The sequence below is a fragment of the Actinomadura luzonensis genome, from assembly GCF_022664455.2.
Classification (GTDB): Bacteria; Actinomycetota; Actinomycetes; order Streptosporangiales; family Streptosporangiaceae; genus Nonomuraea; species Nonomuraea luzonensis.
Genome location: NZ_JAKRKC020000001.1, coordinates 5,665,125 through 5,690,265, shown reverse-complemented (window position 1 = coordinate 5,690,265; position 25,141 = coordinate 5,665,125). Strand labels below are relative to the sequence as shown.

Below are 25,141 nucleotides of genomic sequence, written 5' to 3'. Positions count from 1 at the left end.
GACCTTTACTGCCGCGCTGACGTGCTGATATGTCCATTTTCAAATGGATCACTTACTTCGTCAGCCAATGCCAGCAATGCAGCTGTGAACGCCTCTACGGGCGGTTTGACCAGCCCCGCTCCGACCTGTCCCGTTCCCGGGACGCGGCCCGCGATGCCGGTGTTCACCACGGGAAGCAGCCCCGTCCTGGCGACCAGCGTGACGTCGACGCCCACCGGCGTGCCGCGGAACCCGAGCCCGGGAATCTGGTACGCCGGATGCTCGGCGAGCGTGATCTCGTACATGGAAAGCGTGGCCCGCACGGCGTCGGCCACCTCGCCGCCGACGAAGCGCACGATCGCCGGCGAGGCGGCCATCGCGAAGCCGCCGAGCCCCGCGGTCTCGGTGATCGTGGAGTCGCCGATGTCGGGGTTGGCGTCGGCGGGGCCGTACGAGCCGAGGTAGAGCCCGTCCGGCACCCCGGCGGGCCCGGTGAACCAGCGCCCGCCGAGCCCCGACACCTGCACGCCGAAGTCGGTGCCGTTGCGGGCCATGGCGACGACCAGGGACGAGCCGGGCACGTCGCGGGCGGCGTCCGTGGCGGCCTTGGCGGCGGCCATGCCCGCGTTGAGGAAGAAGTGGTCGTTGCCGTCGATGAAGCGCAGCACCTGCGCCGCCCGGTCCGGCGCCGCCTCGGCCACGGCCGGGGCCAGCGCGCGCAGCAGCAGCGAGGTGGCCGCGCGGTTGCGGTTGTGCAGCTCGTCGCCCATCTGCAGCGCCTGCGCCGCCAGCGCCCGCAGGTCGAGCGGCCCGGCGGCGGCCAGCGCCGCGGCGAGGACCGGGCCGAGCACCTCGTCCATCCAGCGCAGCCGCTCCAGCACCTCCGGCCCGTACGCGCCGTACCGCAGGACCTTGCCCAGTCCCTCGTTCAGCGAGCAGTACGCGGTGCCGCCGTGCTCCTCGTCGCGCACCTCGAACAGCCACATCGACGGGCTCACCACGCCCGCCATCGGCCCGACCGCGCCGTGCTCGTGGCAGGGCCGCAGCGCGACCTCGCCCGCCGCCAGCCGGCGCGCCGCCTCGTGCTCGTCGCCCGCCCGGCCCTCCAGCATCATCGCGCCGACGAGCGCGCCGCGCATCGGGCCGGACGCCCGCTCCCACGTGATGGGCGGGCCCGCGTGCAGGAACGCGCCGTCCAGCGGCCCCGCCAGCGCCTCCGAGGCGCGCCGGACGCCCACCAGGCGCGGCCGCGCGGTGGTCAGCCGGCGCACGGCCAGCTCGTTGGCGGCCTGCCTGCGCGGGTCGGCGAGCACCCTGGCCAGGGCGTCCGCGGTGCCGGGCAGCGGCGGGCGCCACGCGACGGGGGTCGTCGGGACGGCCTGCGCGGCCAGGGCCTCGTCGAGCAGGCCCGCGCCGGCCGTCACGACGCGCGGCGGCCCCTGCGACAGGGCGGACAGGAAGGTCACAGCAGGCTCCTCGCGTGCCGGGCGGCCTGGGCGTTGGAGAGGTGGACGGCCGCGCCCGCCTCGCGCAGGGCGGCGGCCTGGCGGTGCGGGTCCTGCGGGTCGCCCTCGGTGCCGACCAGCGCCACGACCACGGCGGCGGCGGGCGTGCGGGCGACCGCGGGGACGAGTGTCGCGGCGGGGTCGGGGTCGGCGGCGTGGCCGAGCACGACGTCCAGCAGCACCACGTCCGTCTCCGTGGCCCGCGCCAGGGCCTCCACGCGGAGCGTCGGATCGATCATCGGGTGGGCGCGGCCCCGGGTGTAGGCGTCGTCGCCGTAGTCGACGAAGTCGCCCTGGCCCGCGACCAGCGCGGCCTCCGCGCTCAGGGTGCCGCCCGAGTAGAGGCCCTTGATCGCCTTGGGGGCGCCGCGCGGCGGGCGTCCCGGCCAGGACGGCCACGCGGGCACCGGCCGCCCGAGCGCCCGCAACGCCGCCTCGGCCGCCGCCGTGAGATCGGCGGCCACGAGCCCCACCGGCGCGGAGGAAGCGGGCGAGGGGCGGCCCAGCAGGGCGCGCACCACCGGCTTCGACAGCCCGGCCGCGGCCTCCTCCACCGCCCGCGCCACCTCAGGGGCGGCCGGCTTGGAGACGAGCACGATCAGCTCCGTGGCCGGGTCCTCCTCCAGCAGGCGCAGCGCGCGCAGCGTGGACAGCCCGCCGACCTCGGCCGACAGGTCCCTGCCCCCCACGCCCAGGATGTGGCTGACCCCCGTCCCCGCCCAGTCCAGCAGCGAGGTGACCTGCTGGGCGCCGGTGCCGGACGCCGCGACCACGCCGACGGGCCCAGGGGCGAGCACGTTGGCGAAGCCGAGCCCCACGCCGCCGATCGAGGCGGTGCCGCAGTCGGGCCCCATCACCAGGACGCCGCGCTGCTCCGCCAGCTCCTTCAGCCGCCGCTCCTGCGCGACGGGCACCCCGTCACTGAAGATCATCACCGGCAGCCCGGCCAGCACCGCGTCGTGCGCCTCGCAGAAGGCGTGCTCGCCCGGCACCGACACCAGCACCAGCCCGGCGGGCGTGCGCCTGATCGCCGACCCCGTCGTCAGCGGCGGCTGCCCGGCCTCCCCGCCCGGCGCCGCGGGCTCCAGCGCGGCGAGCCGCCGGTCCGCCTCCGCCACGGCCGCGGCGGGATCGGCGGCGCGCACCGCGATCAGCAGGTCGCCGGGCGCGGCCGGCGGCACCGTGAAGCCGAGGTCCCTGATCACCGCGACGTTCAGCTCGGTCGCCATCGCGACCATGGCCGCCTCGACGCCCGGCGTCTCCGCCAGCGCCCGGCTGACCCGCATGAGCTGCACCGAGTCGTGATAGGCCCCCTGGCGGACCAGCACCACCTCGCCGCTCACCGGTGGCCGCCGAGGTCCAGCACCGCGTCCACGCCGATCGCCACGCCCTGCGCCAGGTCGGCCCCGCTGGTGTGGCCGAGGCGGCGCAGCCGGCGCAGCGCCGGGCCGAGCGGCTGCCGCCCGGCCACGCCGCGCAGCACCGCGATCACCTCAGGGCACGCCTCGCCCCTGGCCGCGCAGTGCAGCAGCGCGGCCGACAGCGGCGTCGTACGGCTCCGCGCGTCGAACGTCACGGTCGCCGCCAGCCAGCCGGCCAGCCACACGGCCCGCCCGGCGCCCGTCGCCGTCCCCAGGTGCCGGAGCGTCACGAGCAGCCCGGCCAGCACGTCGTCCCCGCTCGGCGTGAGCCCGGGCCCGAGCCCGACCAGCTCCTCGGCCGCGGTCGCCATGCCCAGCAGCCAGCCACGGCCGCAGGCCGCCGCGAGCGCCGCCACCGCGCCGTTGCCGGCCAGGCCGGGCGCCGGCCCGGCCGGCGCGGCGAGCACGCCGGCGGCCCCCTCCAGGCCCGCCGGGTCCACCCGCCCGAGCGGCGGCGCGGGGTCCCACCAGCGCCGCACGCGCAGGCTGAGCGGACCGAGGTCCACCCCGCGCTCGCCGACCCACGCGTCCTCGCCCACCTCGACCCGGGGCAGCGCGCCGGCCAGCAGCACCGCGTTGGGCAGCCGGACCGCCTCGCCGGTGATGACCGCGATCACCGTGGGCTCCGGCTCCGTCCTGACCTCCAGGTAGACGCCGGCGGGGAAGGCCGCCAGCACCCGGGCGGGCCGCCGCGGCGCCTCCAGCAGCGGCCGCACCGCGGCGCTCGCCGCCCCCGGCACGTGGACGCGCCCCGGCCGCGGCGCCCCGCCGGCGCGGCCCCGCCGCCCGGGTTTGCCGACCACGGGCGTGCTGACCACGGGCGTGCTGACATGGACACCGACGGGCACCGGACCTCCCTGACCGACCTTGGACCTGACCGTAGAACGACCGGGGAACCCTCCGTACGGAGAAATTTGCCAACAGTCAGCGGGAAGGTTGGCTCTTCCTGACAGACCGCTTCCGGGGTCACAATTTCCTCATGGAGCCCCCGGTCCGTCTCGCCAGCACCGGCACCATCATTCACGGCGTGTCCGTCGGAGAGGTCCTGGGCGTCTCCACCCTCGCGGAGGCGCGGCTGATCGCGGGGGAGAGCGGGCTCGGCCGCATCGTCCAGCGGCTCAACGTGATGGAGGTCCCCGACATCCTCGCCTGGGTGAAGCCGCACGAGCTGCTGCTCACCACCGGCTACCCGCTGCGCAACACCCCGCAGTCGCTCGGCCGGCTGGTCGCCGACCTCGACGAGCGCGGCCTCGCCGCCCTGGCGATCAAGCTCGGCCGGTACGTGGACGAGCTGCCCGCCGAGATGGTGGAGCAGGCCGACCGGCTCGGCTTCCCGCTCATCCTGCTGCCCAACGACGTCGGCTTCGACGACATCCTCAACCAGGTGCTCACCGACATACTCAACCGGCAGGCCGCCGTGCTGGCCCGCGCCGAGGAGGCGCACCGCGCGCTGGTGCAGGTCGTGCTGGCGGGCGGCGGGCTCGCCGAGGTGGCCGCCGAGGTGGCGCAGCTCCTCGACGTGTCCGTGGCGGCCGTGGACGGGACCGGCGCCGTGCTGGCCGCCGCCGGGCCCGCCGAGCACGTGGCGGTGCTGCGCGGGTCGATCGCCCGCGAGGCCCGCCGGCGGCCCGTCCCCGGCGGCCCGCCCGCCGGCCGGCCGCGCCCGGCCGGGGGCGACGGCGGGGCGGGCCGCCGGGGGACGGGAGTTCGCCTCGGTGCCGGTGCTGGCCGGCGGCCACCACCACGGCAGGATCGTCGCCTACAGCGCCGCGAAGGCGATCAGGGACAGCGACGTCGGCATCCTGGAGCGCGCCGCGACCGTCGCCGCGCTCGTGGTGACCCGGCAGGAGGCGGTCAACGCCGTCGAGAGCAAGTACCGCGCCGACTTCCTGCGCGACGTCCTGACCGGCCGGGCCGGCACGGCCGAGCGCGTCACCGGCCGGGCCCGCGCCTTCGGCTGGGACCTGGCGCGGCCGGTCGTCGTCCTGGTGGCCGAGCTCGACCCGGAGGGCGACGAGCGCAGCGCCCAGGACCGGCTGGTGTCCTGCTGGACGGCGGCGATCAGGCGGCACGACCCGCGCGGCGCGGTGGCCGGGTTCTCGCACGAGGTGGTGGCGGTGGTCGACGCCGCGCTCGACGCCACGCGGGTGGCCAAGGACGCCGCCACGGCCTTCGCCGACGTGCCGCCCGCCACGTTCTCCACCGGCACCTCCCGGCCCAGCCACGGCGCTGAGGCGCTGCCGGAGGCGTACGCGCAGGCGCTCAAGGCCGCCAGGGTGGGCCGCCAGCTCCACGGCCCCGGCGCGGTCGCCCACTTCGACCAGCTCGGCGTCTACCGGCTGCTGTCCCTGGTCAACGACACCGACGAGCTGCACGCGTTCGTGCGCGAGACGCTCGGCCCGCTGGCCGCCGACGACGAGGCCGAGAACGCCGACCTCCGCCGCACCCTCCAGGTGCTGCTGGAGACCAACCTCAACGTGGCCGAGACCGCCCGCCGGCTGCACTTCCACTACAACACGCTGCGCTACCGCATCGGCAAGCTGGAGCGCCTGCTCGGCAACTTCACCGACGACCCGCACCTGCGGCTCAACCTCACCCTGGCCCTGCACGTCCTCCGCATGCGAGGCATCTAGGCTGGGTGCCCGTGGACCTCGACTTCGAACTGCGCTCCGACTACATCCCGCTGTGCGACCTGCTGAAGTACTGCGGCGTCACCGAGACGGGCGGCATGGCCAAACACCTCATCGCCGAGGGCCTGGTGCTCGTGGACGGCGAGGTGGAGCTGCGCAAGACCGCCAAGATCAGGGCAGGCCAGGTCGTGAGCGGGGACGGCTTCTCCATTCACGTCGCCTAGATCCGGTGTGTGCGCGAGGTTTCCACTGGTGGGCGGCGCAGATTTGGCAGATCATGCCCGTGTAGGAGTGCCGGGGCGGGCCTAATGTGCCCGCAACGGCAACGAGTCGCCGGCAAGGCCCAGCGCAAAAGGGGCGCTCATGGTTGTGGGATGGACCAGACACGGTGACGGCAAGCACCTGGCGCCCGGCGAGGTGGTCAGGCCCGACGAGCGCCTGAGCTGGCCCAGGATGGTGGGGTTCGGCGCGCAGCACGTGATCGCGATGTTCGGCGCGACGTTCGTCTTCCCGCTGGTGATGGGGCTCGACCCGAACATCGCGGTGATGATGTCGGGCGTCTCGACGATCCTGTTCCTGCTCATCGTCAAGGGCAAGGTGCCGAGCTACCTCGGCACCAGCGCCTCCTTCGTGGGCGGCGTGCTGGCGGTCCGGGCGGCCTTCGGCGGCGACGGCGCCGACGCCGTCGTGACCGGCGCGATCCTCGTCGCCGGCCTGGTGCTGGCGCTGGCCGGCGTCGCGATCCACTTCCTCGGCGTGCAGATCATCCACCGGGTGTTCCCGCCGGTCGTCACCGGCGCGGTGGTCATGCTCATCGGGTTCGGGCTGGCGTACGTGGTGGCCGACGTCTACTGGCCGCAGGACCACTGGGTGGCCTTCGCCACGATGCTGATCACGTTCCTGGTGATCGTGGTGTTCAAGGGCTTCGTCGGGCGCATCGCGGTGCTGGTCGGGCTGGTCGCCGGGTTCGTGCTGTCGTGGGTGCTCGACCGCCTGGCCGGGCCGATCACGTCGGTGCTGCCGTCGGCGAATCTGCGCGACGCGGCCGGCGACGTCTGCGCCCCCGAGGGCACGTACTGCGTGGCCACGGCCTTCCCGCACGACCGGGTGAGCTTCGACAGCGTGGCCAAGGCCGACTGGTTCGGCCTGCCCGACTTCCACGGCCCCGACATCCGCTTCTCGGCGGTGCTGCTGGTGCTGCCCGCGGTCATCGCGCTCATCGCCGAGAACGTCGGGCACGTCAAGGCCGTCGGCGAGATGACCGGCGCGGACGTCGACCCGTACGTCGGCCGCGCGGTCGCCGCCGACGGCGTCGCCACCGTCGTCGCCACCGCGGTCGGCGGCTCGCCCACCACCACCTACGCCGAGAACATCGGCGTCATGGCCGCCACCAAGGTCTACTCCACCGCCGCCTACTACATCGCGGCCGTCATCGCGATCCTGTTCGGGCTGTGCCCCAAGTTCGGTCAGCTTGTCGCGGCCACGCCGGGCGGCGTGCTGGGCGGCGTCACCGTCATCCTGTACGGCATGATCGGCCTGCTCGGCGCCAAGATCTGGATCGAGAACCGGGTGGACTTCGCCGACCCGGTCAACATGGTCCCGACCGGCGCCGGCATCATCCTCGCCATCGGCCCGGTCAGCCACCTCATCGGCGGCGGCTTCACCCTGCAGGGCATCGCGCTCGGCACCATCGTCGTGCTCGGCGGCTACCACCTGCTGCGGGCCATCGCCGGGCGCTCGCTCCGGCCGGCCGCGCCGGAGAGGAGCGAGGCCGGGTGAAGCCGCCGCCGTTCGAGTACCACGCCCCGCGCGACACGGGCGCGGCGCTCCGCACCCTGGCCGAGATCCGCGACTCCGGCGGCGCGGGCGGGAAGGTGCTGGCGGGCGGGCAGAGCCTCATCCCCATGCTCAACATGCGGCTGGCCGCGCCCGGCCACCTCGTCGACATCAACCGGGTGGCGGGGCTCGGCGGCGTCGCCCGGGCGGCGGGCGGCGTCCGGGTCGGGGCGCTGGCCAGGCACGCCGAGGTCGAGCGGGCCGGCGCGCACCCGCTGCTCACGCGGGCGCTCAAGCTGGTCGCGCACCCGGTGATCCGCAACCGGGGCACGGTGGTCGGCAGCCTCGTGCACGCCGACCCGGCCGCCGAGCTGCCCGCCGTGCTGGCCGTGCTCGGCGGGTCCGTACGGGTCGCGCGCTGGGAGCCGGGCGGGGCGGTGGAGCGGGACGTGCCGGCCGCCGGCTTCTTCCTCGGCCCCATGGAGTCGGCCGTGGGCCCCGGCGAGCTGGCCGTGTCGGCATATTTCCCGGATCTGGGGGAGGGGGCCGGCTGCGCGTTCACCGAGGTCTCCCGCCGCCACGGCGACTACGCCCTGGCCGGGGTCTGCGCCGTCGCCGGCCCCGGCCTCGCCCGCGTGGCCTGCATCGGCGTCGGCCACGTCCCCGTGGTCGTGGACGTGAGCGGCCTCGCCCCCGACTGGGCCGCCGCCGCCCGCGCGGTCCGCGAGGCGTGCGAGCCCGACGACGACGTCCACGCCACGGCCGCCTACCGCCGCCACCTCGTCGGCGTGCTGGCCGGACGGGCGCTGCGCGAGGCCGCGAGGGAGGCGGGCGATGGAGCATGAGATCACGCTCGTGGTCAACGGCGCGGCCCGGCGGGCCCGCGTCCCGGCCCGGCGGCTGCTGTCCGACTGCCTGCGCCACGACCTCGGCCTGACCGGCACCCACGTCGGGTGCGAGCACGGCGTCTGCGGCTGCTGCACCGTGCTGCTCGACGGCGAGCCGGTGCGCTCGTGCCTGACGTTCGCCGTCACCGTGGACGGCCGCGAGATCACCACCGTCGAGGGGCTGGCCCCGCCCGGCGGCCTGTCGCCGGTGCAGCGGGCCTTCGCCGAGTGCCACGGCCTGCAGTGTGGCTTCTGCACCCCCGGCTTCCTCTGCACGGTCACCGCCCTGCTGGCCGGCAACCCCGCGCCGACGGAGGAGGAGGTGCTGGAGGGCATCTCCGGCAACCTGTGCCGCTGCACCGGGTACCAGAACATCGTCAAGGCCGTGCACCGGGCCGCCGAGCTGCTGGCGGAGGAGACATGACGACGAGGCTGTTCGGCGAGCCGGTCCAGCGGCGCGAGGACCCCCGGCTGCTCACCGGCCAGGGCCGCTACCTCGACGACCTCGGTCCCGAGGCGCTCGCCGCCGCGTTCGTGCGCTCCCCGCACGCCCACGCCCGCGTCCGCGACGTGGACGTCGGCCCCGCGCTCGACGTCGAGGGCCTGGTCGCGATCTACACCTGGGAGGACCTGCCGGAGCGGGTCGGCCGGCCGCTGCCGCTGCTCATCCCGCACCCGGCGCTCACCCACGGCCGCACCGCGCACCCGCTGGCCAGGGACGTCGTCCGGCACGTGGGCGAGCCGGTGGTGATGGTGGTCGCCGCCGACCGCTACGCCGCCGAGGACGCCTGCGCGCTCATCGAGGTCGACTACGAGGTGCTGAAGCCGGTCGTCGGCCTGGAGGAGGCGGTGCAGGGCGCGGCGCTCGTCCACGAGGACGTGCCCGGCAACGTCGGCGCGCACCTCGTCCAGGAGGTCGCCGGCGCCGGCGGGCGCGGCGCGCGCGAGGCCGTCGAGACCGCGCCGCACACCCTCGCCTTCCGGCTCGACATCGAGCGCAGCGCCAGCATGCCGCTGGAGGGGCGCGGCGTGTACGCCCGCTGGGACGGCCGCGACCTGCGCGTCTACTCCAGCACCCAGACCTCCACCAGCGTCCGCATGGCCGTCGCGGCCGCGCTCGGCCTGCCGCTGCCGCAGGTCGAGGTCATCGCCCCCGACGTCGGCGGCGGGTTCGGGGTGAAGATCGTGCACCCGTGGCCGGAGGAGATCCTGGTGCCGTGGGCGGCCATGACGCTCGGCCGCGAGGTCAAGTGGGCCGAGGACCGCCGCGAGCACTTCGTCTCCTCCGCGCACGAGCGGGCGCAGGTGCAGTACGTGCGCGTCGGGTTCGACGACGACGGGCGGGTGCTGGGGCTCGACGTGACGATCCTGCACGACCACGGCGCCTACACCCCGTACGGGATCATCGTGCCGATCGTCACCTCCACGCAGCTTCTCGGGCCGTACAAGATCGGTGCGTACCGGGTCGAGTTCAGCTCCGTCTACACCAACACCGTGCAGGTCACGCCGTACCGGGGGGCGGGCCGCCCGCAGGGCGTGTTCTGCATGGAGCGCACCATGGACAAGATCGCCCGCTACCTCGGCCGCGACCGGGCGGAGGTGCGCGCCGCCAACTTCATCGGCCCCGGCGAGTTCCCCTACGACCAGGGCATGACGTTCCAGGACGGCCGGCCGCTCGTCTACGACAGCGGCGACTACCCCGAGATGCTGCGCCTGCTGAAGGAGCTCATCGGCTGGGACTCCTTCGAGCGCGCGCCGGGGCGCGGCATCGGGATCGGCTGCTACGTCGAGGGCACCGGCGTCGGGCCGTACGAGGGCGGGCACGTGCAGATCACCTCCGACGGGCGGGTGCACGTCTCGACCGGGCTCACCTCGCAGGGGCAGGGGCACGAGACCGTCTTCGCCCAGATCGCCGCGACCGAGCTGGGCGTGCCGATCGAGCGGGTCAGCGTGGTCACCGGCGACACCCGCAGGTTCGGCTACGCGGTCGGCACCTTCGCCTCGCGCGCGGCCGTGGTCAGCGGCAACGCGATCGCGCTGGCCTGCCGCAAGGTGCGCGAGAAGGCGCTGCGCATCGCCGCCGACGCGCTGGAGGCCGACCCGGCCGACCTGGAGATCACCGAGGGCGTCGTGCACGTCGCCGGGGCGCCCAACGCGGCCGTCCCGCTGTCCACGGTGGCCGTCCTCGCCAACCCGCTGCGCTACGCCTTCGACGAGGAGACCGCGAAGGCCACCCAGTTCGCCGGGGCCGCCGCGCCCGACCGTCCGCCGGTCGCCGAGGGCGAGGAGCCGGGGCTGGAGGGGCGCGACTACTACTCGCCGATCCGCTCCACGTTCGCGGCCGGGATGCACGCGGCGATCGTCGAGACCGACCCCGACACCGCCGAGATCCGGGTGCTGCGCTACGCGGTGGTGCACGACTGCGGGCGGCTGATCAACCCGATGATCGTGGAGGGGCAGATCCACGGAGGAGTGGCGCAGGGCATCGGGGGCGCGCTCTACGAGCGGATGGTGTACGACCCGCACGGGCAGCTCGTCAACGCCTCCTTCATGGACTTCCTCATGCCGTACGCGACGGAGGTGCCGCGCGTCGAGACCGCCCACCTGGAGACGCCGTCGCCGCTCAACCCGCTCGGGATCAAGGGGGCGGGGGAGGCGGGGGTCATCCCGGTCTCAGCCGTGATCGCCTCGGCCGTCGAGGACGCCGAGGGGTTCCCGATCGACCGCATGCCGCTGTCCCCTTCGGACCTCTACCATCTCCGCACCGCCCCGCGTCCGTGAGCGGGAGGGGGCGGGTCTGGCAGGATCGGCGGCATGCGTTCCCCCGCCGCCGGCCTGACCGCCTTCCCCGACGTGCCCGCCGGCGTCCGGCTGATCGACCTCGCCTGGAACGAGCTGCGCGACGTCCCCGCCTGGGTCGGCGGCCTCGCCGCGCTGGAGGAGCTGCGGCTCGACGGCAACGCCCTCACCGCCCTGCCCGACCTGTCCGGCCTGCCCGCCCTGCGGGCGCTGCACGCGGACGGCAACCGCCTGACGGCCTTCCCCGCCTGCCCGCCCGGCCTGGAGACGCTCTCCCTGTACGGCAACCGCGTCCCCGAGCTGCCCGACCGGCTGCCGCCCGCCCTCCGCCACCTGGCCGCCGGCGGCAACGGCCTGACCGCCGTCCCCGCCGCCCTGTGGAAGCTGACCGGCCTCGAATCCCTCAACCTGGCCGAGAACGCCCTCACCGAGCTCCCCGCCGCCGTCGCCGGCCTGACCCGGCTGCGCATGCTCGACCTCGGCCACAACCGCCTCACCGAGATCCCGCCCGAGCTGGGCGACCTGCCGCTCACCGACTACCTCTACCTCAGCGACAACGGCCTCACCGAGGTCCCCGCCGCGCTCGGCCGGCTGGACCGCCTGGCCTACCTCAACCTCACCGACAACCGCCTCACCCGCCTGCCCGACGCGATCGGCGCCATGTCCGCCCTGCTGGAGCTGCGCCTGTACGACAACCGGCTGGAGGAGCTGCCGGAGCCCATCGGCCGTCTGGCCCGGCTGCGCGAGCTGCACCTCCAGGGCAACCGGCTGACCCGCCTGCCCGCCTCCCTCGCCGCGCTCGGCGAGCTGCGCGTGCTCGACCTGCGCGACAACCGCCTGCGCGAGCTGCCGGACGTGCTCCCGCCCCGGCTCACCCACTTCGACCTGCGCAACAACCGCCTGCGCGAGCTGCCCGCCGGGCTCGCCGGGCTGACCGCGCTGGAGAAGCTGGACCTGCGCTGGAACAAGCTCGACGGCGACCCCGGCGTCCTCGATGCCCTGACTGCCCGAGGTTGCATCATCCTGCGCTGAACCGCCCCCGGTGTCCCTGCGTACCTCCGCACATGACGACATTTCCACGTCTGGCCGCTTTCGCGCTGCTGGCCGGACTGGTCGCCGGATGCTCCTCAGGGGGCTGGGGCGGCTACGTCGCAGCAGGCCAGGACCAGCAGCAGGCCAACGCCGCTCCGCTGACCGTCGAACAGCTCTCCGCCAAGGTGGGCTGCAAGCCGAAGATGCAGGTCGACGGCGCGGAAGTCCGCACCGGGTACTGCAAGACCTCGGTCGGGGAGTTCTTCGTCAACACCTTCAAGACGGAGAAGCTCAAGGACGCCTGGATGGACCAGGCGCCGGAGTACAACCCGCACCTGGTCGGCCCGCGCTGGACCGTCCTCGGGCCGCTGGAGGTGCTGGAGCAGCTCAAGTCGCCGCTCAACGGCGACCTGCACCTCATGGACCACCGCGTCTCCCAGACGCCCACGCCGAAGTAACCGGTCCGAGAGGCAACCGGTATGGGGCCGAACCCGGGCGGGGAAGCCTGCGTACCTCCGCACATGACGACTTTTCCACGTCTGGCCGCCTTCGTGCTGCTGGCCGGGCTGGCCGCCGCCTGCTCCCAGGGCAGCGGGAGCGGCGGCGGCCCCGCCGCCGCGGGCGGCCAGGCCGGCGCCGCGCCCCCCAGCGTCGAGCAGCTGTCCGCCAAGGTGGGCTGCAAGCCGCGCATCCAGGTCGACGCCGCCGAGCTCCGCACCGGCTACTGCAGGACCGCCGACGGCGAGTTCTTCGTGACCACGTTCAGGACCCAGGCCGGCAAGGACGCCTGGATGGACGCCGCCCCCGAGTACAGCCCCCACCTGGTCGGCAACCTGTGGACGGTGCTGTCCGGCCGCCAGGTGCTCGACCTGCTCAGGGAACGGCTCGGCGGCGACCTCCACCTCACCGACCACCGCACCAAGCGGATGAACGTCGTCCGCAGAGCGCTCAGACGGCGACCCGGACGCGCTTCCTGAACACGTAGTACGTCCACCCCTGGTAGACCAGGACGAACGGGAGCGTGACCAGCCCGATCCAGCTCAGCATCGTCAGCGTGTACGACCCCGAGGCCGCCTCCGTCAGCGTCAGGCCGGGCAGCGGGCTCGTCCGCAGCTCCATGAAGACCGCGAGCGTGGCCAGCACGATCGCGCCCGCCGTGGCGGCGAACGCCCAGCCCTCCCGGCGCCGCCAGGTCAGCGCGGCCGCCGCGGCCAGCGCCGCCATGGCGGCCAGCGCGGGGAACGTCCCCAGGCTGGACAGCGCGAGCACGGCCACCGGGATGACCACGGCGCTCGCGGTCAGGGCGGTGGCGCGGGCGCGGCGGCGGACCGGGCCGGTGGTCTTCAGCGCCAGGAACACCGCGCCGTGCAGGACGCACACGGCCAGCGTGAACGCGCCGCCCAGCAGGGCCGCGGGCGCGCTGCCGGACAGCAGGCCGGCGAAGACCGCCCCCCACAGGAACGCCGGCAGCCCGCTGCCCACCATCACCGCCAGGTCGCACCAGCGCGGGTCGCGCACCTTGCCGCGCCACTCCAGGCCCACGCCGCGCAGGATCAGCCCCACGAGGATCAGCGTGACCTGGAGGTAGAACGCGCTGAACACCCCCGCGTACCAGGCGGGGAAGGCGGCGAACATCGCGCCGACGGCGGTGATGAGCCACACCTCGTTGCCGTCCCAGACCGGGCCGATGGTCTCGAGGCTCTGCCGCTGCTCGGCGGCGTTCCTGCTGAGGACGGGCGCCAGCAGGCCGACGCCGAAGTCGAAGCCCTCCAGGACGAAGTAGCCGGTCCAGAGGAAGGCGATGATGACGAACCACAGGTCGATCATGGCTGCGGGGCCTCTCAGTACATGAGCTGCGGCTCGCGCCGCTGCTCGGCCGCGGGGACGGGCTCCGGCTCGGCGACGCCCTGGCGTACGTGCCGGGTCAGCAACGCGGCCTCGGCGACGGCGAGCGCGCCGTACAGGAGGGTGAAGACCGTCAGGGAGATCGCCACCTCGCCCAGCGACACGCCGGGGGAGACGCTGGAGGCGGTCAGCAGCTCGCCGGCCACCGTCCACGGCTGGCGGCCGATCTCGCTCAGCAGCCAGCCGGCGATCACCGCGAGCAGCGGCAGCGGCAGGGCGGCCAGCAGCGCCCGCGACAACCAGCGCGGGAACGCGCGCCGGCGGCGGGTCAGCCAGAGCCCGAGCACCGACAGGCCCACGGTGGCCATGCCGAAGCCGATCATCAGGCGGAACGACCAGAAGACGACGTCCTGGTCCGGGCGGTAGTCGCCGGGGCCGAACTGCCGCTCGAAGCGGCGCTGCAGGTCCTCGGTGCCCTGGACGGTGGCGTTGAGGTCGTTGGTGGCGAGGAAGCTCAGCACCTTCGGGATCTCGACGCCGGGGACGAGGCTGAAGCCGGCGCCGGCGGTGTCGTGCCGGAGCCCTTCGGCGGAGGCCAGCTTCATCGGCTGCTGCTCGTACAGCAGCTTGCCCGACATGTCGCCCGTCCCGGCCACGACCGCCCCCGCGATCGCCGTCATCACCAGCGCGCCCCGCGCCGCGGAGCGCCACATGGGCGCCTTCGTACGCAGCATCCAGTAGCCGCAGACCGCCAGCACGAACCCGCCCGCCACGATGAACGCCGCCCCGATCACGTGCGGCACCTGGGCCAGCGCGGTGGAGTTGGTCAGCACCGCCCACAGGTCCGTCATGCGCGCCCTGCCGTCCACGACCTCGTACCCGACCGGGTGCTTCATCCAGGCGTTGGCGGCCAGGATGAAGTACGCCGACAGGTTGGAGCCGATGGCCGCCGCCCAGATGCACGCCAGATGCACCTTTTTCGGCAGCTTGTCCCAGCCGAAGATCCACAGGCCCAGGAACGTGGACTCCATGAAGAAGGCCAGCAACGCCTCCATCGCCAGGGGCGCCCCGAAGACGTCCCCGACGAACGTGGAGTACTCACTCCAGTTCATCCCGAACTGGAACTCCTGCACGATGCCGGTCACGACGCCCATGGCGAAGTTGATCAGGAACAGCTTGCCGAAGAACTTCGTCAGCTTCAGGTACTGCTCGTTGCCGGTGCGGTGCCAGGCCGTCTGCAGCCCGGCCACGAAGACCCCGAGACCGATCGTCAGGGGCACGAACAGAAAGTGGTACACGGTGGTCACCCCGAACTGCCACCGTGCCAGGTCAAGTGCGTCCATCTTCCCCGTCGACTCCTGAGCTCTACAAGCTGTAGTACATCTACTTCAAGTAGTACTACAGCCCGTAGAGCAACGCGATGCGACCTTGGTCACACCGCTCCGAATGTGCTGGTTGCCGGGTACCGACAATGCCGCCCGAGGGGGTCCGGGGGCGTCACCCGCCGGGCTGATTCAGCCGTCCGCCGCGGGGCGTACGGCGGCCTCCAGGTACGCCTGGAGGTTGCCGAGCTCGTAGCCGCGGCGTTCGATCTTCCTGACCAGGACGCGGAAGTCCCTGGCCAGGTTGGGGCGGAAGTGCAGGAGCAGGATGTCGCCGGGGCGCAGGCGCTTGTCGGGGACCTGGTAGGCGATCTTGCCGCCCGGCTGGACGGTGGCGGTCCAGAGCAGGACGGCGTCCATGCCGCAGCTCTTCGCGGCGCGCAGCGTGTCGGCGCCGTACGAGCCGAACGGCGGGCGGAACAGGGCCGGGCGCGTCCCGAGCTGCTTCTCGATCAGGCGGGAGGAGCCGCAGATCTCGCGGCGCTGGGCGGCGTAGGGGAGGGTGCGGAGGTCGGGGTGGGTGAGGGTGTGGTTCTCGACGGGGGCGCCGGCGTCGCGGAGCGCGCGGAAGTAGTCCCATTTGCCGGCGCCGACGTAGCGGGCCGTGCCGCCCGCCTGGTCGGGGACGCCCTTCGCCTCCACCGCGTCGCGCATGGCGAAGACGGTGACCGGGATGCGCCGGTCGCGTACCTGGCCGAGGAAGCCCGGGTCCTGCTCCCAGCCGTCGTCGATGGTGAGGAAGACGACCTTGCGCCTGGTGGGGATCGAGCTGATCACGGGGAGCGGGCCGGTGGGGGCGGGCAGCGGGCGCACCTCGCCGGGGCGGGGGAGCACGCCGGGCGGGCCCTGCGGCGGGCCGGCGGTGGCAGAGGTTCCCGGAGAGGGCGCGGCAGAGGCGGCCGGGGCGGCCGGGGTGGCCGGGGGCGGGGGGTCCGCGGGGCCGGGCGCGCAGGCCACGGCGGCCAGCAGCGGGAACACTGCGACCAGCAGCAGGGACACGGCGGCCGGCAGCGGGAACACTGCGGCCGGCCGCGGGGACACGGCGGGCACGGCTCCGGGACGCATGAGGGACCATCCTGCCAGTTCCGGGACACGCGGCCGCCGTCTGGCAGGAGTTGCCCTTATCCGGGGGCGTGCGGCTGCCTAGAGTGGCGGCATGCGAGTGGCGGGCAGCGCCGTGATCGGCGTGCAGAGGGATCGGCTGTGGGCGGCGCTCCAGGACCCGGCGGTCCTGGTGCGCACCATCCCCGGGTGCGAGCGGCTGGAGGAGACCGGGCCGGGCGCGTACCGGATGACGGTCAACGCGGGGGTGGCCTCCGTCAAGGGGGTCTACCAGGGGGAGGTCGTGCTGACGGAGCCGGTGCCGCCCGAGGGCTTCACGCTCAAGGCGCGGGGGCAGGGCGCGCCCGGCACGGTCGAGGCCATCGTGCAGCTGCGGCTCAGCGAGCTCGCTGAGGCGGCCGCCACCCGGGTCGACTACGACGCCGAGGCGGTGATCGGCGGCATGATCGGCGGGGTCGGGCAGCGCATGCTCGGCTCGGTGGCCAAGCGCACGGCGGGGGAGTTCTTCTCGGCGGTCGAGCGGCAGCTCTGCGCCGCCCCTTCCGAAGAGGGCGCAGAGGCCGAAGAGGTCGAAGTGGCCGAGAAGGCCGGGCGGCCGGAGGAACAGGGGCAGCCGGAGGAGCGGGCGCGGCAGGGCGGGGCCGTGTACGAGCGGCCGGCCCGGCCCCGGGCGCACACCGAGACGCGGCCCTGGGTCATGCTGGCCTCCTTCGGGATGGGCGCGGGCGTGGCGCTCACCGGGGTCGCCGTGGGCTGGCTGTTCGGCCGGGCCTCCCGGCGTTCCCGCTCGTGAGAGCGTCCGCGGGAAGCGGTGCCTGACGGTCCGTGCGCGGGCTCTCGCGGAAAAGGATCTCCCGGCGTAGCGTGGCGGTATGCGGCAGGCACACGCGGAAGACGCACGGACCGAAGCCAGGCGGATCGTACGCAACCTGCTGGGCGAGGAGCGGCCGACCGCCCAGACCTTGATCGCCGACGTGCGTCCCGTGCTCGGGGAGGAGCGCACCGGCCGCGTCCTCGAACTGGCGCTCGGCGCGTCGCTGACCCGGCGCTCGGCCGAGCTGGCGGCCCTCGCCGCGCTGCTGGTCGGCACCCGCGAGCTGGGCGCCGAGTGGTGGTCCCGCCCCCGGGGCGGCAAGCTGCCCGCGCCCGACGAGGTGGTGCGCACGGCCGTGGCCATCGAGCCGTGGACCGACCTGACCGCGCTGGAGATGCTGGCCGCCTGGGTCTCCGACGACGCCGCCGACCAGCTCTGGGGCACCCCGGTCGCGCAGGTCGACCTCAACTCCTGGCAGGCCGAGGACCGCTTCGACCTGCCGCCGGGCGTCAAGCCCGGGCAGCGGCTCGTGGTGCACTTCGACGCCGGCGGCCGGCTGGACGCGGTCGTCACCCGCCGCGCCGACGAGGACCTGGGCTCCAACCTGGACTTCCACTCCCTGCGTTACTCGCGGCCCGCCGAGGCCCAGTGGAGCTGGGGCGTGGCGGCCGGGCTCGGCCCGCACCGGCTGCCGGGAGAGCAGCCCGACCCGTACGCCCGCGAGGTCTCCACCCGGGCTTCCGGCATCCTGCGCGCCTGGGCGCTGCGCCACGGCGCCACCCGCGAGCAGCTCGGCGAGCGCTGGGAGACGGTCGGCGACGTGGTGGCGGCCATCGAGCGGGTCGACTGGATGTGGCGCAGCGGCGAGTGGTTCGGGTGGTGGCGGGGGGCCTCGGCGCTGGTCGACGACTCGGCGTACCTGCCGTACCGGCTGGAGGAGCTGGCCGCCGGCTGAGGGGCGCGGCGGAATCCCGCCGCGCGTCCCGGAGTTGTCCCCAGGCGTGAAGGTTGAGATCTTTTCTGACATCGCGTGCCCCTGGTGCTACATCGGGCACGCCAGGTTCCGCGCGGCGGCCGACCGGTTCCGCGCCAAGGGCGGCGCGATCGAGGTGACGATGCGGCCGTTCCAGCTCGACCCGGACGCCTCGCCCGCCGGCGAGCCGATGATCCCGATGCTGGAGCGCAAGTTCGGCCCCGGCGCCGTCCAGATGGTGCGGAGGGTGGTGGACGTGGCCGCGGCCGACGGCCTCACCCTGGACTACGCCAAGGGCGTGAGCGCCAACACGTTCGAGGCGCACCGGCTCATCGAGCTGGCCGGCCGGCAGGGACGCGGCGGCGAGATGGCCGAGCGGCTGTTCCGCGCGCACTTCGCCGAGGGCCGCAACGTGGCCGACCCCGCCGTGCTGGCCGAGCTGGCCGCCGAGACCGGCGTCGAGGACACCGGCGAGGGCGCCGAGCAGGTGCGCGAGCAGATCGGCCGGGCCCGCGCGCTCGGGATCACCGGGGTGCCGCTGTTCCTGTTCGAGGGCAAGTTCGCGGTGTCGGGCGCGCAGCCGGCCGAGGCGTTCGACGCCGCCATCGACGAGGTCGCCGAGCGCACCGGGCAGCAGCCGGTCACGCTGCTCGCTGCCCCGGCCGACGGGTGCGGCGACGACGGCCACTGCGCCGTGTGAACCCCGCCCTGTGAACCCCGGGAGGGGTGGGAGAATCGAGGGGTGTCGCGTCCTCGCCGCCTCGGCTATCTGCTCAAGCACGCCAACCTCCGCCTGACCGACCTGACCGGGCCCGCGCTGGCTCCGTACGGGCTCGACGGGCGGGAGTTCGCGGTGCTGGCGGTGATCGGGGAGCCGGGCCCGCTGTCCCAGCTCGACGTGGGCCAGCGGCTCGGCGTCGACCGCTCCACGATGGTGGGCCTGGTCGACGGGCTGGAGCGCAAGAGGCTGGTGGCCCGCCGCCCGCATCCCGACGACCGGCGCAAGAACGTCGTCGAGCTGACCGAGCACGGCCGCGAGACGCTGGAGAAGGCCACCCGGGCGGTGGACGAGGCGGAGGCGGCGTTCCTGTCGGGGCTAGAGGAGGGTGACGCCCGCCTTTTCCGCGTCCTCCTGGAGCGGCTGCTCGGCTGAGGGAGCCGGCGGCGCGGTGCCCTCGCCGAGCTGGCCGGCGCGGTGGTGGCGGCGGCAGAGCACCTGGTAGCGCACCGGCGAGTCGTCGGTGTCGCCGATCACCACCTGCTCCCCGGTGCGCGCCATCGTCCCGCCCACCACCCGGGCGTTGAGCTGGCCGGGCCGCCCGCACCAGCACAGCACCTCGACCTGCAGCCGGCACACCTCGTCGGCCAGCTCGAACAGCCGCTGCGCCGCCGGGAACATCACCGAACGGAAGTCGGAGGCGAGCCCGAAGGCGTAGACGTCCACGCCGTGCTCGTCCACCAGGTCCGCGAGCTGCTCGATCTGCTCGACGGTGTAGAAGCACGCCTCGTCGCAGATGAGGTAGTCGACCCGGTCGTGCGCGGTGACCAGCGCGACGAGGTCGAGGCCGTCCGCCACCTCGATGGCCTCCAGCCCGAGCCCGATGCGGCTGGTCACCTTGGGGGCGCCCGAGCGGTCGTGCTTGGTGAGCACCAGGCCGCGCCGGCCCTGCCTCCCGTGGTTGTAGTTCATCTGGAGCGCGAGGGTGGACTTCCCGCAGTCCATCGGGCCGAAGTAGAACTTCAGCACGGCGTGGCGCGCCCCGGACGGCACCGGCGACAAGGCAGACGATTGGGTCACGGGCCGCCAGCTTAGCGGCTTGGCTTGTTCCATGACCTCGTGGGACATTTCTCCCCTGAGGTTTCAGGAGGAACTGTGGTCACCGACAAACCGCCGTCGCTCGACGCGATGTTGCAGCACGACGACCTCACCGCCGCGCAGGCCGACGCCACCCGCTGGCGCTACGGCTTCTACGTGGTGGTGGCGGGGATCGTGGCGGTCCTGGTCGCGTTCGCCGCGGCCGTGTTCGCCACGCGCGAGTTCGCCGCGCTGTTCGCCGGAGTGGCGGGGGTGGTCGGTACGATCGTCGGCGCGTACTTCGGCGTGCAGGCCGGCCAGTCCGGCAAGACCAGGGTCGAGGCCGAGCTGGCCAGGACCCAGGAGCTGGCGATCCGCCTGGCCGCGCACGTCGGCACCGCGAACGCGCCACGGGTCATCGACGAAGTGCTCGGCCGACGCCGAAGCTGAGGAGCCATGCGAAGCGTGCGAATCGGAGTGGACACCGGGGGCACGTTCACCGATGTGGTCGCGGTGGACGAAGAGACCGGTGAGATCCTCACCACGAAGACCCCCTCGACCCCCGCGAACCCGGCGGACGGCTTCCTCGCGGGCATCGCCAAGCTGAGCGAGCTGGACGCCGGCCCCGACGGCGTCCCCGGCGGCTTCGACGTGGGCGGCATCGTGCACGGCACGACCGTCGCGACGAACCAGCTCCTGGAGGACCGCATCGCGGGCCTCGGCTTCATCACGACCGAGGGCTTCGAGTTCATCCTGGAGATCGGCCGGCAGAGCGTCCCCGACGGCTACGGCAACTCCTACTTCTGGGTGAAGCCGCCCCGGATCGTCCCGGTCCACCACGTCCGCACGGTGGGCGGCCGGCTGGACCACCTGGGCAACGAGGTGCGGCCGTTCTCCGAGGAGCAGGCCGTGGAGGCGGCCCGCTGGTTCCGCGGCAAGGGCATCACCGCGATCGGCGTCTGCTTCCTGCACTCCTACGCCAACCCCGAGCACGAGCGGCGCATGCGCGAGGTGTTGTGGCGCGAGCACCCGCAGGCGGTGATCTCGCTGTCCAGCGACGTGCTGCGCGAGTACCGCGAGTACGAGCGCTCGGTCACCACGCTCGTGGACGCCGCCGTCAAGCCCGCCATGCGCGGCTACCTGGCGAACCTGTCCACCCGCCTCGGCCGCCCGTTCTCGGTGATGAAGTCGAACGGCGGCATCCTGTCGGCCCGCGAGGTCGTCAACCAGCCGATCACCACCGTGCTGTCCGGCCCGGCCGCCGGGGCGCTCGGCGCGGCCCTCATCGCCTCCACCGCCGGCCACCGGTCGGTGATCACCCTGGACGGCGGCGGCACCTCGACCGACGTGGCCGTGGTGATCGACGGCGAGCCGTCCGTCACCACCGAGGGCTCGGTCGGCCGCTACCCGTGCAAGATCCCGATGATCGACCTGGTGACGGTCGGCGCGGGCGGCGGCTCGGTCGCGTGGATCTCGCCGGAGGGCACGCTCAAGGTCGGCCCCCGCTCGGCCGGCGCCGATCCCGGCCCCATCTGCTACGGCCGGGGCGGCACGGAGGTGACCGTCACCGACGCGCACGTCTTCCTCGGCCGCATCCCGCCGCACCTGCTGGGCGGGGAGATCCCGCTGGACGCCGACGCCGCTCGCACCGGCATCGAGGCCCTGGCCGACAAGCTCGGCCTCACCCCCGAGCGCACCGCGACCGGGATCCTGGAGATCAGCGCGTTCAACCAGAGCAACGCGATCCGGCAGCTCACCGTCAAGCGGGGGCTGGACGTCCGGGACTTCCCGCTGGTGACGTTCGGCGGGTCGGGGCCGCTGCTGGCCTGCCGGCTGATCGACATCCTGGGGCTGCCGTCGGTCGTGGTGCCGCGCGACCCGGGCAACGTCTCGGCGTTCGGGCTGCTCACGGTGGATGTCAAGAACGACTACGTGCGCACGTACGTCACCCGCGACCTGTCGCTCGGCAAGGCCGCCGAGATCTTCCACGACCTGGAGCATCAGGCGGGCGAGGCCCTCGACCGCGAGGGCTTCGACGACCCCGTGTACGTCCGCAGCGCCGACCTGCGCTACTACGGCCAGGGCTACGAGGTCCGCGTCCCGGCCCCCGCCGGGGAGATCGACGCCGACTGGCAGGCCCAGGTGGTCGCGCGCTTCCACGAGCAGCACGAGAAGCTGTACGGCTACGCCTACCGCGACGACCCCCGCCACGCGGTCGAATGGGTCAACCTGCGCGTGTCGGGCGTCGGCCCCATCACCCGCCCGGCGCTGCGCCCCCTGGACCGGCCGGGCGCGGGCGCCACGTCCGTGCGGTCCGTGCACTTCGACGACACCCGCGACACGCCGATCCACCAGCGCGTCGCCCTCGGCCCCGGCGCCACCGTGCAGGGCCCGGCGGTGATCGAGGAGTACGGCTCGACCATCCCCATCCACCCCGGCTTCACCGCCACCGTGGACGCGTACGGCAACGTGGAGGTCAAGCGTGACTGATCCCATCCTCGTCGAGATCGTCGAGGGCACGCTGGCGTCGGTCGAGAAGGAGGTCGAGACCGCCATCGCCCGCACCGCCCGCTCGCCGATGATCCGCGACGCGCACGACTTCCGGGCCGGCATCCACGACGCCCGCCTCCGCAAGCTGACCGGCCGCTCCTACAGCGCGCTGGTGCAGCCGGTCGTGCGCGACTTCCCGATCGCGACGATGCGGCCCGGCGACGTCTACTTCCACAACGACGTCTACCTGTCCGAGGGCGGCATCGGCCACCTGCCCGACCTGTGCGTGACCGTGCCGGTCTTCCACGAGGACGAGGTGGTGGCGTTCGTGCAGGCGTTCGGCCACCACGACGACATCGGCGGCAGCGTGCCGGGCTCGATGCCCTCGCACGCGCGCTCGGTGTTCGAGGAGGGCCTGATGGTCCCGCCGATCAAGCTGTGGGACCAGGGCGTGCCGAACGAGGCCGCGCTCCGCATCATGACCCGCAACTCGCGCATGCCCGACTCCCTCGCCGGCGACCTCGACGCCGAGTGCTCGGCCTGCCTGATGGGCGCGCGGCGGCTCGGCGAGCTGTTCGAGCGCTACGGCCGGCAGGCCGTCGAGGAGTGCTTCGACGCGATCATCGGCAAGACCACCGAGACCTTCCGCCGCGAGCTGCTGTCGAAGATCCCCGAGGGCACGTACGTGTGGGAGGACTACGCCGAGCACGACGGCGTGGACGAGCCCCGCCTGCACGCCCAGCGCATCACGCTGACCGTCGACCACAACGCCGACGCGCCGCTCACCATCGACTTCACCGGCACCTCGCCGCAGGCGAAGGGCCCGATCAACCACGCCGGCGACTACGCCGACGGCGTGTTCCTGAAGAAGTGGCTGGCCCCGGTGCTGCGCAACCTGGCCGACACGCCCGAGCGCATGGCCGAGCTGGACGTCAACGAGGGCGTCGTGCCGCTGATCCGGATGATCTTCCCGAAGAAGGGCACGCTGCTCACGCCGGTCTTCCCGGCCCCGACGAACGCGCGCACGTTCGTCATCCTGCGCCTGCTCGGCGTGCTCGCCGGCGTGCTGGCCAAGGCCACCGGCGGGCGGATGCCGGCCGACCAGGAGACGATCCGCTACACCGGCGTGCACGGCTCCGACGCCGACGGGCAGCCGTACCTGATGCGCGAGGTGCTGGGCGGCGGCTCCGGCGGGCGCTGGTACGCCGACGGCGAGGACACCATCCACGTCGTGCCCGACTCACGCAACATCCCGGTCGAGTTCGCCGAGGCCCGCTGGCCGTTCCGGGTCGAGCGGCTGGGGCTCGCCTGCGACTCGGGCGGGCCGGGCATGTTCCGCGGCGGGCTCGGCTACGACAAGCACATCCGGATGCTCCGCGACGCCTCGTACATGTCGATCGCCGACCGCTCGATCCTGTCATGCTGGGGCGTCAACGGCGGGCTGGCCGGGCGGCCGTTCCGGGTCGAGATCAACGGCCGCGAGATGGACGGCCTGGTGGACGACCACCCGGTGCACGCCGGCGAGATCATCCGCATCCGCACCACCGGGGGCGGCGGCTGGGGCTCCCCCTACGACCGCGACCCGCGCGCGGTGGCCGCGGACGTGCGCGACGGCAAGGTCTCGATCGCCGGCGCGCTCGGCGACTACGGCGTGGTGCTGGACGGCGACCGCATCGACGAGCAGGGCACGGCCGAGCTGCGCGCCACCCTGCGGCCCCCGTCCAACCGCTTCTTCGACCGGGGGCCCGGCTACGCCAAGCTCTCCGGCGGCCGGACCCAGGCGGAGGTGGACGACCTTTAGCCCTGGCCGGTGAAGCTGGCGTACCAGGTGGCCGCCATGTCCTCCCCGCCGTGGCCCTGGGCGGAGGCGCGGCGGAAGCGTTCGCGGGCCGCCGCCGCCACGTCCATGCGCACCCCGGCGGCCGCGCCCGCCTCGACGATCAGCCGGGTGTCCTTCTCGGCGTTGTCGACGGTGAAGCTCGGCGTGAAGTCGCCCTCCATGATCGCCTTCGACTTGCCCTGGAAGTAGGCGTTGTCCAGCGGGCCGCCCGAGATGACCTGGCGGACCAGGTCGGGGTCGAGGCCGAGGCCCTTGGCCAGGGCCAGCGACTCGGCGACGACGGCGGTCAGCGAGATGGCGTAGCCGACGGCGGCCAGCTTCAGCTTGGAGGCCGTGCCGTCCGCGCCGTCCTCGCCGACCCAGAGCGTGCGCTGCCCGACCGCGTCGAAGACCGGCTCCACGGCCTTGCGCGCCTCCTGCGGGCCGGCCGCGAGGACGACGAGCTTGCCCTGCTCGGCGGGCTGCCGGGTGCCCTGCACGGGCGCGTCCACGTACGTCAGGCCGTGCTCGGCGGCCAGCGCCGCCAGCTCGGCCGCGCCGGCCGGGCCGACCGTGCTCATCTGCGCCCACACCTGGCCGGGCCGCAGGGCGGGGGCGGCGGCGGTCATCGCGGCGCGCACGGTGCCGGCGTCGAGCAGCATGGTGACGATGACGTCCGCGCCCTCCACCGCGGCGGCGGCGGTGTCCGCCACCGTGACGCCGTCGGCGGCCAGCGGGCGCGCCTTCTCCTGCGTCCGGTTCCAGGCGGTGACGCGAAGGCCGGCGGCGGCCAGGTTGCGCGCCATGGGGGCGCCCATGATCCCGGTTCCGAGAATTGCGACTGAAGTCATGGGATCACCATACGACCGCTCACGATGCCGGGTCCTACCGGGCTGTATCGCTTTCTGATTGTCAACAGGTAGGGCGACAGG

General features: G+C 73.9%; 24 protein-coding genes and 1 pseudogene. 17 read left to right on the top strand and 8 right to left on the bottom strand.

Annotated elements, in window-relative coordinates; translation table 11 throughout:
- Positions 1–5: 5 nt before the first annotated feature.
- The 3 genes from MF672_RS27035 to MF672_RS27025 are packed head-to-tail and all read right to left on the bottom strand — an operon-like array spanning position 6 to position 3,753.
- A complete protein-coding gene (locus MF672_RS27035) occupies positions 6–1,445 on the bottom strand; it encodes a YlbE family protein (RefSeq protein WP_247815457.1) in 1,440 nt (479 codons plus the stop codon).
- Positions 1,442–2,827, bottom strand: a complete 1,386-nt coding sequence (locus MF672_RS27030) for an AllF/FdrA family protein (protein WP_247815455.1) — start codon at positions 2,825–2,827, stop codon at positions 1,442–1,444. Before MF672_RS27030 ends, MF672_RS27035 begins: the two co-directional genes overlap by 4 nt.
- Complete coding sequence (locus tag MF672_RS27025; RefSeq protein ID WP_247815454.1) at positions 2,824–3,753, bottom strand: oxamate carbamoyltransferase subunit AllH family protein; 930 nt, start codon at positions 3,751–3,753, stop codon at positions 2,824–2,826. The genes MF672_RS27030 and MF672_RS27025 overlap by 4 nt, the downstream gene beginning before the upstream one ends.
- A gap of 131 nt (positions 3,754–3,884) precedes the next feature.
- Here MF672_RS27025 and MF672_RS27020 point away from each other — a divergent pair.
- The 10 genes and pseudogenes from MF672_RS27020 to MF672_RS26975 all read left to right on the top strand — a co-directional run.
- Positions 3,885–4,244 (top strand): annotated as a pseudogene (locus tag MF672_RS27020) (PucR family transcriptional regulator ligand-binding domain-containing protein); the annotation flags it as partial.
- Positions 4,245–4,620: 376 nt separating this feature from the next.
- On the top strand, positions 4,621–5,538 hold the full coding sequence (locus MF672_RS27015) for a PucR family transcriptional regulator (protein ID WP_247815452.1): 918 nt from the start codon (positions 4,621–4,623) through the stop codon (positions 5,536–5,538).
- An 11-nt stretch (positions 5,539–5,549) separates the two neighbouring features.
- Positions 5,550–5,759 carry an RNA-binding S4 domain-containing protein gene (locus MF672_RS27010; protein WP_242375036.1) on the top strand — a complete coding sequence of 70 codons (210 nt, stop codon included), beginning with the start codon at positions 5,550–5,552 and terminating at the stop codon, positions 5,757–5,759.
- A gap of 139 nt (positions 5,760–5,898) precedes the next feature.
- Entirely contained in the window at positions 5,899–7,314 is a 1,416-nt protein-coding gene (locus MF672_RS27005) for a uracil-xanthine permease family protein (protein WP_242375035.1), read from the top strand.
- A complete protein-coding gene (locus MF672_RS27000) occupies positions 7,311–8,156 on the top strand; it encodes an FAD binding domain-containing protein (protein WP_242375034.1) in 846 nt (281 codons plus the stop codon). The genes MF672_RS27005 and MF672_RS27000 overlap by 4 nt, the downstream gene beginning before the upstream one ends.
- Complete coding sequence (locus MF672_RS26995; protein WP_242375033.1) at positions 8,146–8,622, top strand: (2Fe-2S)-binding protein; 477 nt, start codon at positions 8,146–8,148, stop codon at positions 8,620–8,622. Before MF672_RS27000 ends, MF672_RS26995 begins: the two co-directional genes overlap by 11 nt.
- The gene (cutA, locus tag MF672_RS26990; protein WP_242375032.1) at positions 8,619–10,979 is read left to right on the top strand and encodes an aerobic carbon-monoxide dehydrogenase large subunit; all 2,361 of its coding nucleotides are present in this window, start codon (positions 8,619–8,621) and stop codon (positions 10,977–10,979) included. Before MF672_RS26995 ends, cutA begins: the two co-directional genes overlap by 4 nt.
- A 33-nt stretch (positions 10,980–11,012) precedes the next feature.
- Positions 11,013–12,029, top strand: coding sequence for a leucine-rich repeat domain-containing protein (locus tag MF672_RS26985; RefSeq protein ID WP_242375031.1), 1,017 nt, complete (start codon positions 11,013–11,015; stop codon positions 12,027–12,029).
- Positions 12,030–12,061: 32 nt separating this feature from the next.
- The gene (locus tag MF672_RS26980) at positions 12,062–12,487 is read left to right on the top strand and encodes a hypothetical protein (RefSeq protein WP_242375030.1); all 426 of its coding nucleotides are present in this window, start codon (positions 12,062–12,064) and stop codon (positions 12,485–12,487) included.
- 63 nt (positions 12,488–12,550) lie between these two features.
- On the top strand, positions 12,551–13,006 hold the full coding sequence (locus MF672_RS26975) for a hypothetical protein (protein WP_242375029.1): 456 nt from the start codon (positions 12,551–12,553) through the stop codon (positions 13,004–13,006).
- On the opposite strand, the gene cydB is transcribed toward MF672_RS26975, so the two are convergent.
- From cydB to MF672_RS26960, 3 genes are all read right to left on the bottom strand, one after another.
- The gene (gene cydB / locus MF672_RS26970) at positions 12,978–13,856 is read right to left on the bottom strand and encodes a cytochrome d ubiquinol oxidase subunit II (protein WP_242375028.1); all 879 of its coding nucleotides are present in this window, start codon (positions 13,854–13,856) and stop codon (positions 12,978–12,980) included. The genes MF672_RS26975 and cydB overlap by 29 nt on opposite strands.
- 14 nt (positions 13,857–13,870) lie before the next feature.
- Positions 13,871–15,217 (bottom strand): cytochrome ubiquinol oxidase subunit I, encoded by a 1,347-nt coding sequence (locus MF672_RS26965; protein ID WP_242375027.1) that lies wholly within the window; start codon positions 15,215–15,217, stop codon positions 13,871–13,873.
- Between the two features lie 171 nt (positions 15,218–15,388).
- Entirely contained in the window at positions 15,389–16,321 is a 933-nt protein-coding gene (locus tag MF672_RS26960) for a polysaccharide deacetylase family protein (RefSeq protein ID WP_242375026.1), read from the bottom strand.
- A gap of 91 nt (positions 16,322–16,412) precedes the next feature.
- Between MF672_RS26960 and MF672_RS26955 the strand changes: the two genes are divergently transcribed.
- The 4 genes from MF672_RS26955 (at position 16,413) to MF672_RS26940 (ending at position 19,258) form a co-directional block, all read left to right on the top strand.
- Positions 16,413–17,111: an SRPBCC family protein gene (locus tag MF672_RS26955; protein WP_242375025.1), complete on the top strand. Its 699-nt coding sequence runs from the start codon at positions 16,413–16,415 to the stop codon at positions 17,109–17,111.
- Between the two features lie 79 nt (positions 17,112–17,190).
- Complete coding sequence (locus MF672_RS26950) at positions 17,191–18,087, top strand: hypothetical protein (RefSeq protein ID WP_242375024.1); 897 nt, start codon at positions 17,191–17,193, stop codon at positions 18,085–18,087.
- Between the two features lie 46 nt (positions 18,088–18,133).
- Positions 18,134–18,805 carry a DsbA family oxidoreductase gene (locus MF672_RS26945; protein ID WP_242375023.1) on the top strand — a complete coding sequence of 224 codons (672 nt, stop codon included), beginning with the start codon at positions 18,134–18,136 and terminating at the stop codon, positions 18,803–18,805.
- A gap of 42 nt (positions 18,806–18,847) precedes the next feature.
- Positions 18,848–19,258 (top strand): MarR family winged helix-turn-helix transcriptional regulator, encoded by a 411-nt coding sequence (locus MF672_RS26940; RefSeq protein ID WP_242375022.1) that lies wholly within the window; start codon positions 18,848–18,850, stop codon positions 19,256–19,258.
- Here MF672_RS26940 and MF672_RS26935 read toward each other — a convergent pair.
- Entirely contained in the window at positions 19,202–19,903 is a 702-nt protein-coding gene (locus MF672_RS26935) for a thymidine kinase (protein ID WP_242375021.1), read from the bottom strand. The genes MF672_RS26940 and MF672_RS26935 overlap by 57 nt on opposite strands.
- Before the next feature lie 75 nt (positions 19,904–19,978).
- Here MF672_RS26935 and MF672_RS26930 point away from each other — a divergent pair, with 75 nt between their 5' ends.
- The 3 genes from MF672_RS26930 to MF672_RS26920 are packed head-to-tail and all read left to right on the top strand — an operon-like array spanning position 19,979 to position 24,191.
- The gene (locus MF672_RS26930; RefSeq protein WP_242375020.1) at positions 19,979–20,350 is read left to right on the top strand and encodes a hypothetical protein; all 372 of its coding nucleotides are present in this window, start codon (positions 19,979–19,981) and stop codon (positions 20,348–20,350) included.
- 6 nt (positions 20,351–20,356) lie between these two features.
- A complete protein-coding gene (locus MF672_RS26925; protein ID WP_242375019.1) occupies positions 20,357–22,390 on the top strand; it encodes a hydantoinase/oxoprolinase family protein in 2,034 nt (677 codons plus the stop codon).
- Positions 22,383–24,191, top strand: a complete 1,809-nt coding sequence (locus tag MF672_RS26920) for a hydantoinase B/oxoprolinase family protein (protein WP_242375018.1) — start codon at positions 22,383–22,385, stop codon at positions 24,189–24,191. The genes MF672_RS26925 and MF672_RS26920 overlap by 8 nt, the downstream gene beginning before the upstream one ends.
- Here the strand turns inward: MF672_RS26920 and MF672_RS26915 are convergent.
- A complete protein-coding gene (locus MF672_RS26915; protein ID WP_242375017.1) occupies positions 24,188–25,060 on the bottom strand; it encodes an NAD(P)-dependent oxidoreductase in 873 nt (290 codons plus the stop codon). The two genes, MF672_RS26920 and MF672_RS26915, sit on opposite strands and share 4 nt — an antisense overlap.
- Positions 25,061–25,141: the final 81 nt, after the last annotated feature.

Bases quoted from the DNA above. Each gene is read 5' to 3' on its own strand.
- MF672_RS27005 (WP_242375035.1), top strand. From the start codon at position 5,899: ATGGTTGTGGGATGGACCAGACACGGTGACGGCAAGCACCTGGCGCCC.
- MF672_RS26995 (WP_242375033.1), top strand. From the start codon at position 8,146: ATGGAGCATGAGATCACGCTCGTGGTCAACGGCGCGGCCCGGCGGGCC.
- cutA (WP_242375032.1), top strand. From the start codon at position 8,619: ATGACGACGAGGCTGTTCGGCGAGCCGGTCCAGCGGCGCGAGGACCCC.
- MF672_RS26985 (WP_242375031.1), top strand. From the start codon at position 11,013: ATGCGTTCCCCCGCCGCCGGCCTGACCGCCTTCCCCGACGTGCCCGCC.
- MF672_RS26980 (WP_242375030.1), top strand. From the start codon at position 12,062: ATGACGACATTTCCACGTCTGGCCGCTTTCGCGCTGCTGGCCGGACTG.
- MF672_RS26975 (WP_242375029.1), top strand. From the start codon at position 12,551: ATGACGACTTTTCCACGTCTGGCCGCCTTCGTGCTGCTGGCCGGGCTG.
- cydB (WP_242375028.1), bottom strand. From the start codon at position 13,856: ATGATCGACCTGTGGTTCGTCATCATCGCCTTCCTCTGGACCGGCTAC.
- MF672_RS26965 (WP_242375027.1), bottom strand. From the start codon at position 15,217: ATGGACGCACTTGACCTGGCACGGTGGCAGTTCGGGGTGACCACCGTG.
- MF672_RS26960 (WP_242375026.1), bottom strand. From the start codon at position 16,321: ATGCGTCCCGGAGCCGTGCCCGCCGTGTCCCCGCGGCCGGCCGCAGTG.
- MF672_RS26955 (WP_242375025.1), top strand. From the start codon at position 16,413: ATGCGAGTGGCGGGCAGCGCCGTGATCGGCGTGCAGAGGGATCGGCTG.
- MF672_RS26950 (WP_242375024.1), top strand. From the start codon at position 17,191: ATGCGGCAGGCACACGCGGAAGACGCACGGACCGAAGCCAGGCGGATC.
- MF672_RS26925 (WP_242375019.1), top strand. From the start codon at position 20,357: ATGCGAAGCGTGCGAATCGGAGTGGACACCGGGGGCACGTTCACCGAT.
- MF672_RS26915 (WP_242375017.1), bottom strand. From the start codon at position 25,060: ATGACTTCAGTCGCAATTCTCGGAACCGGGATCATGGGCGCCCCCATG.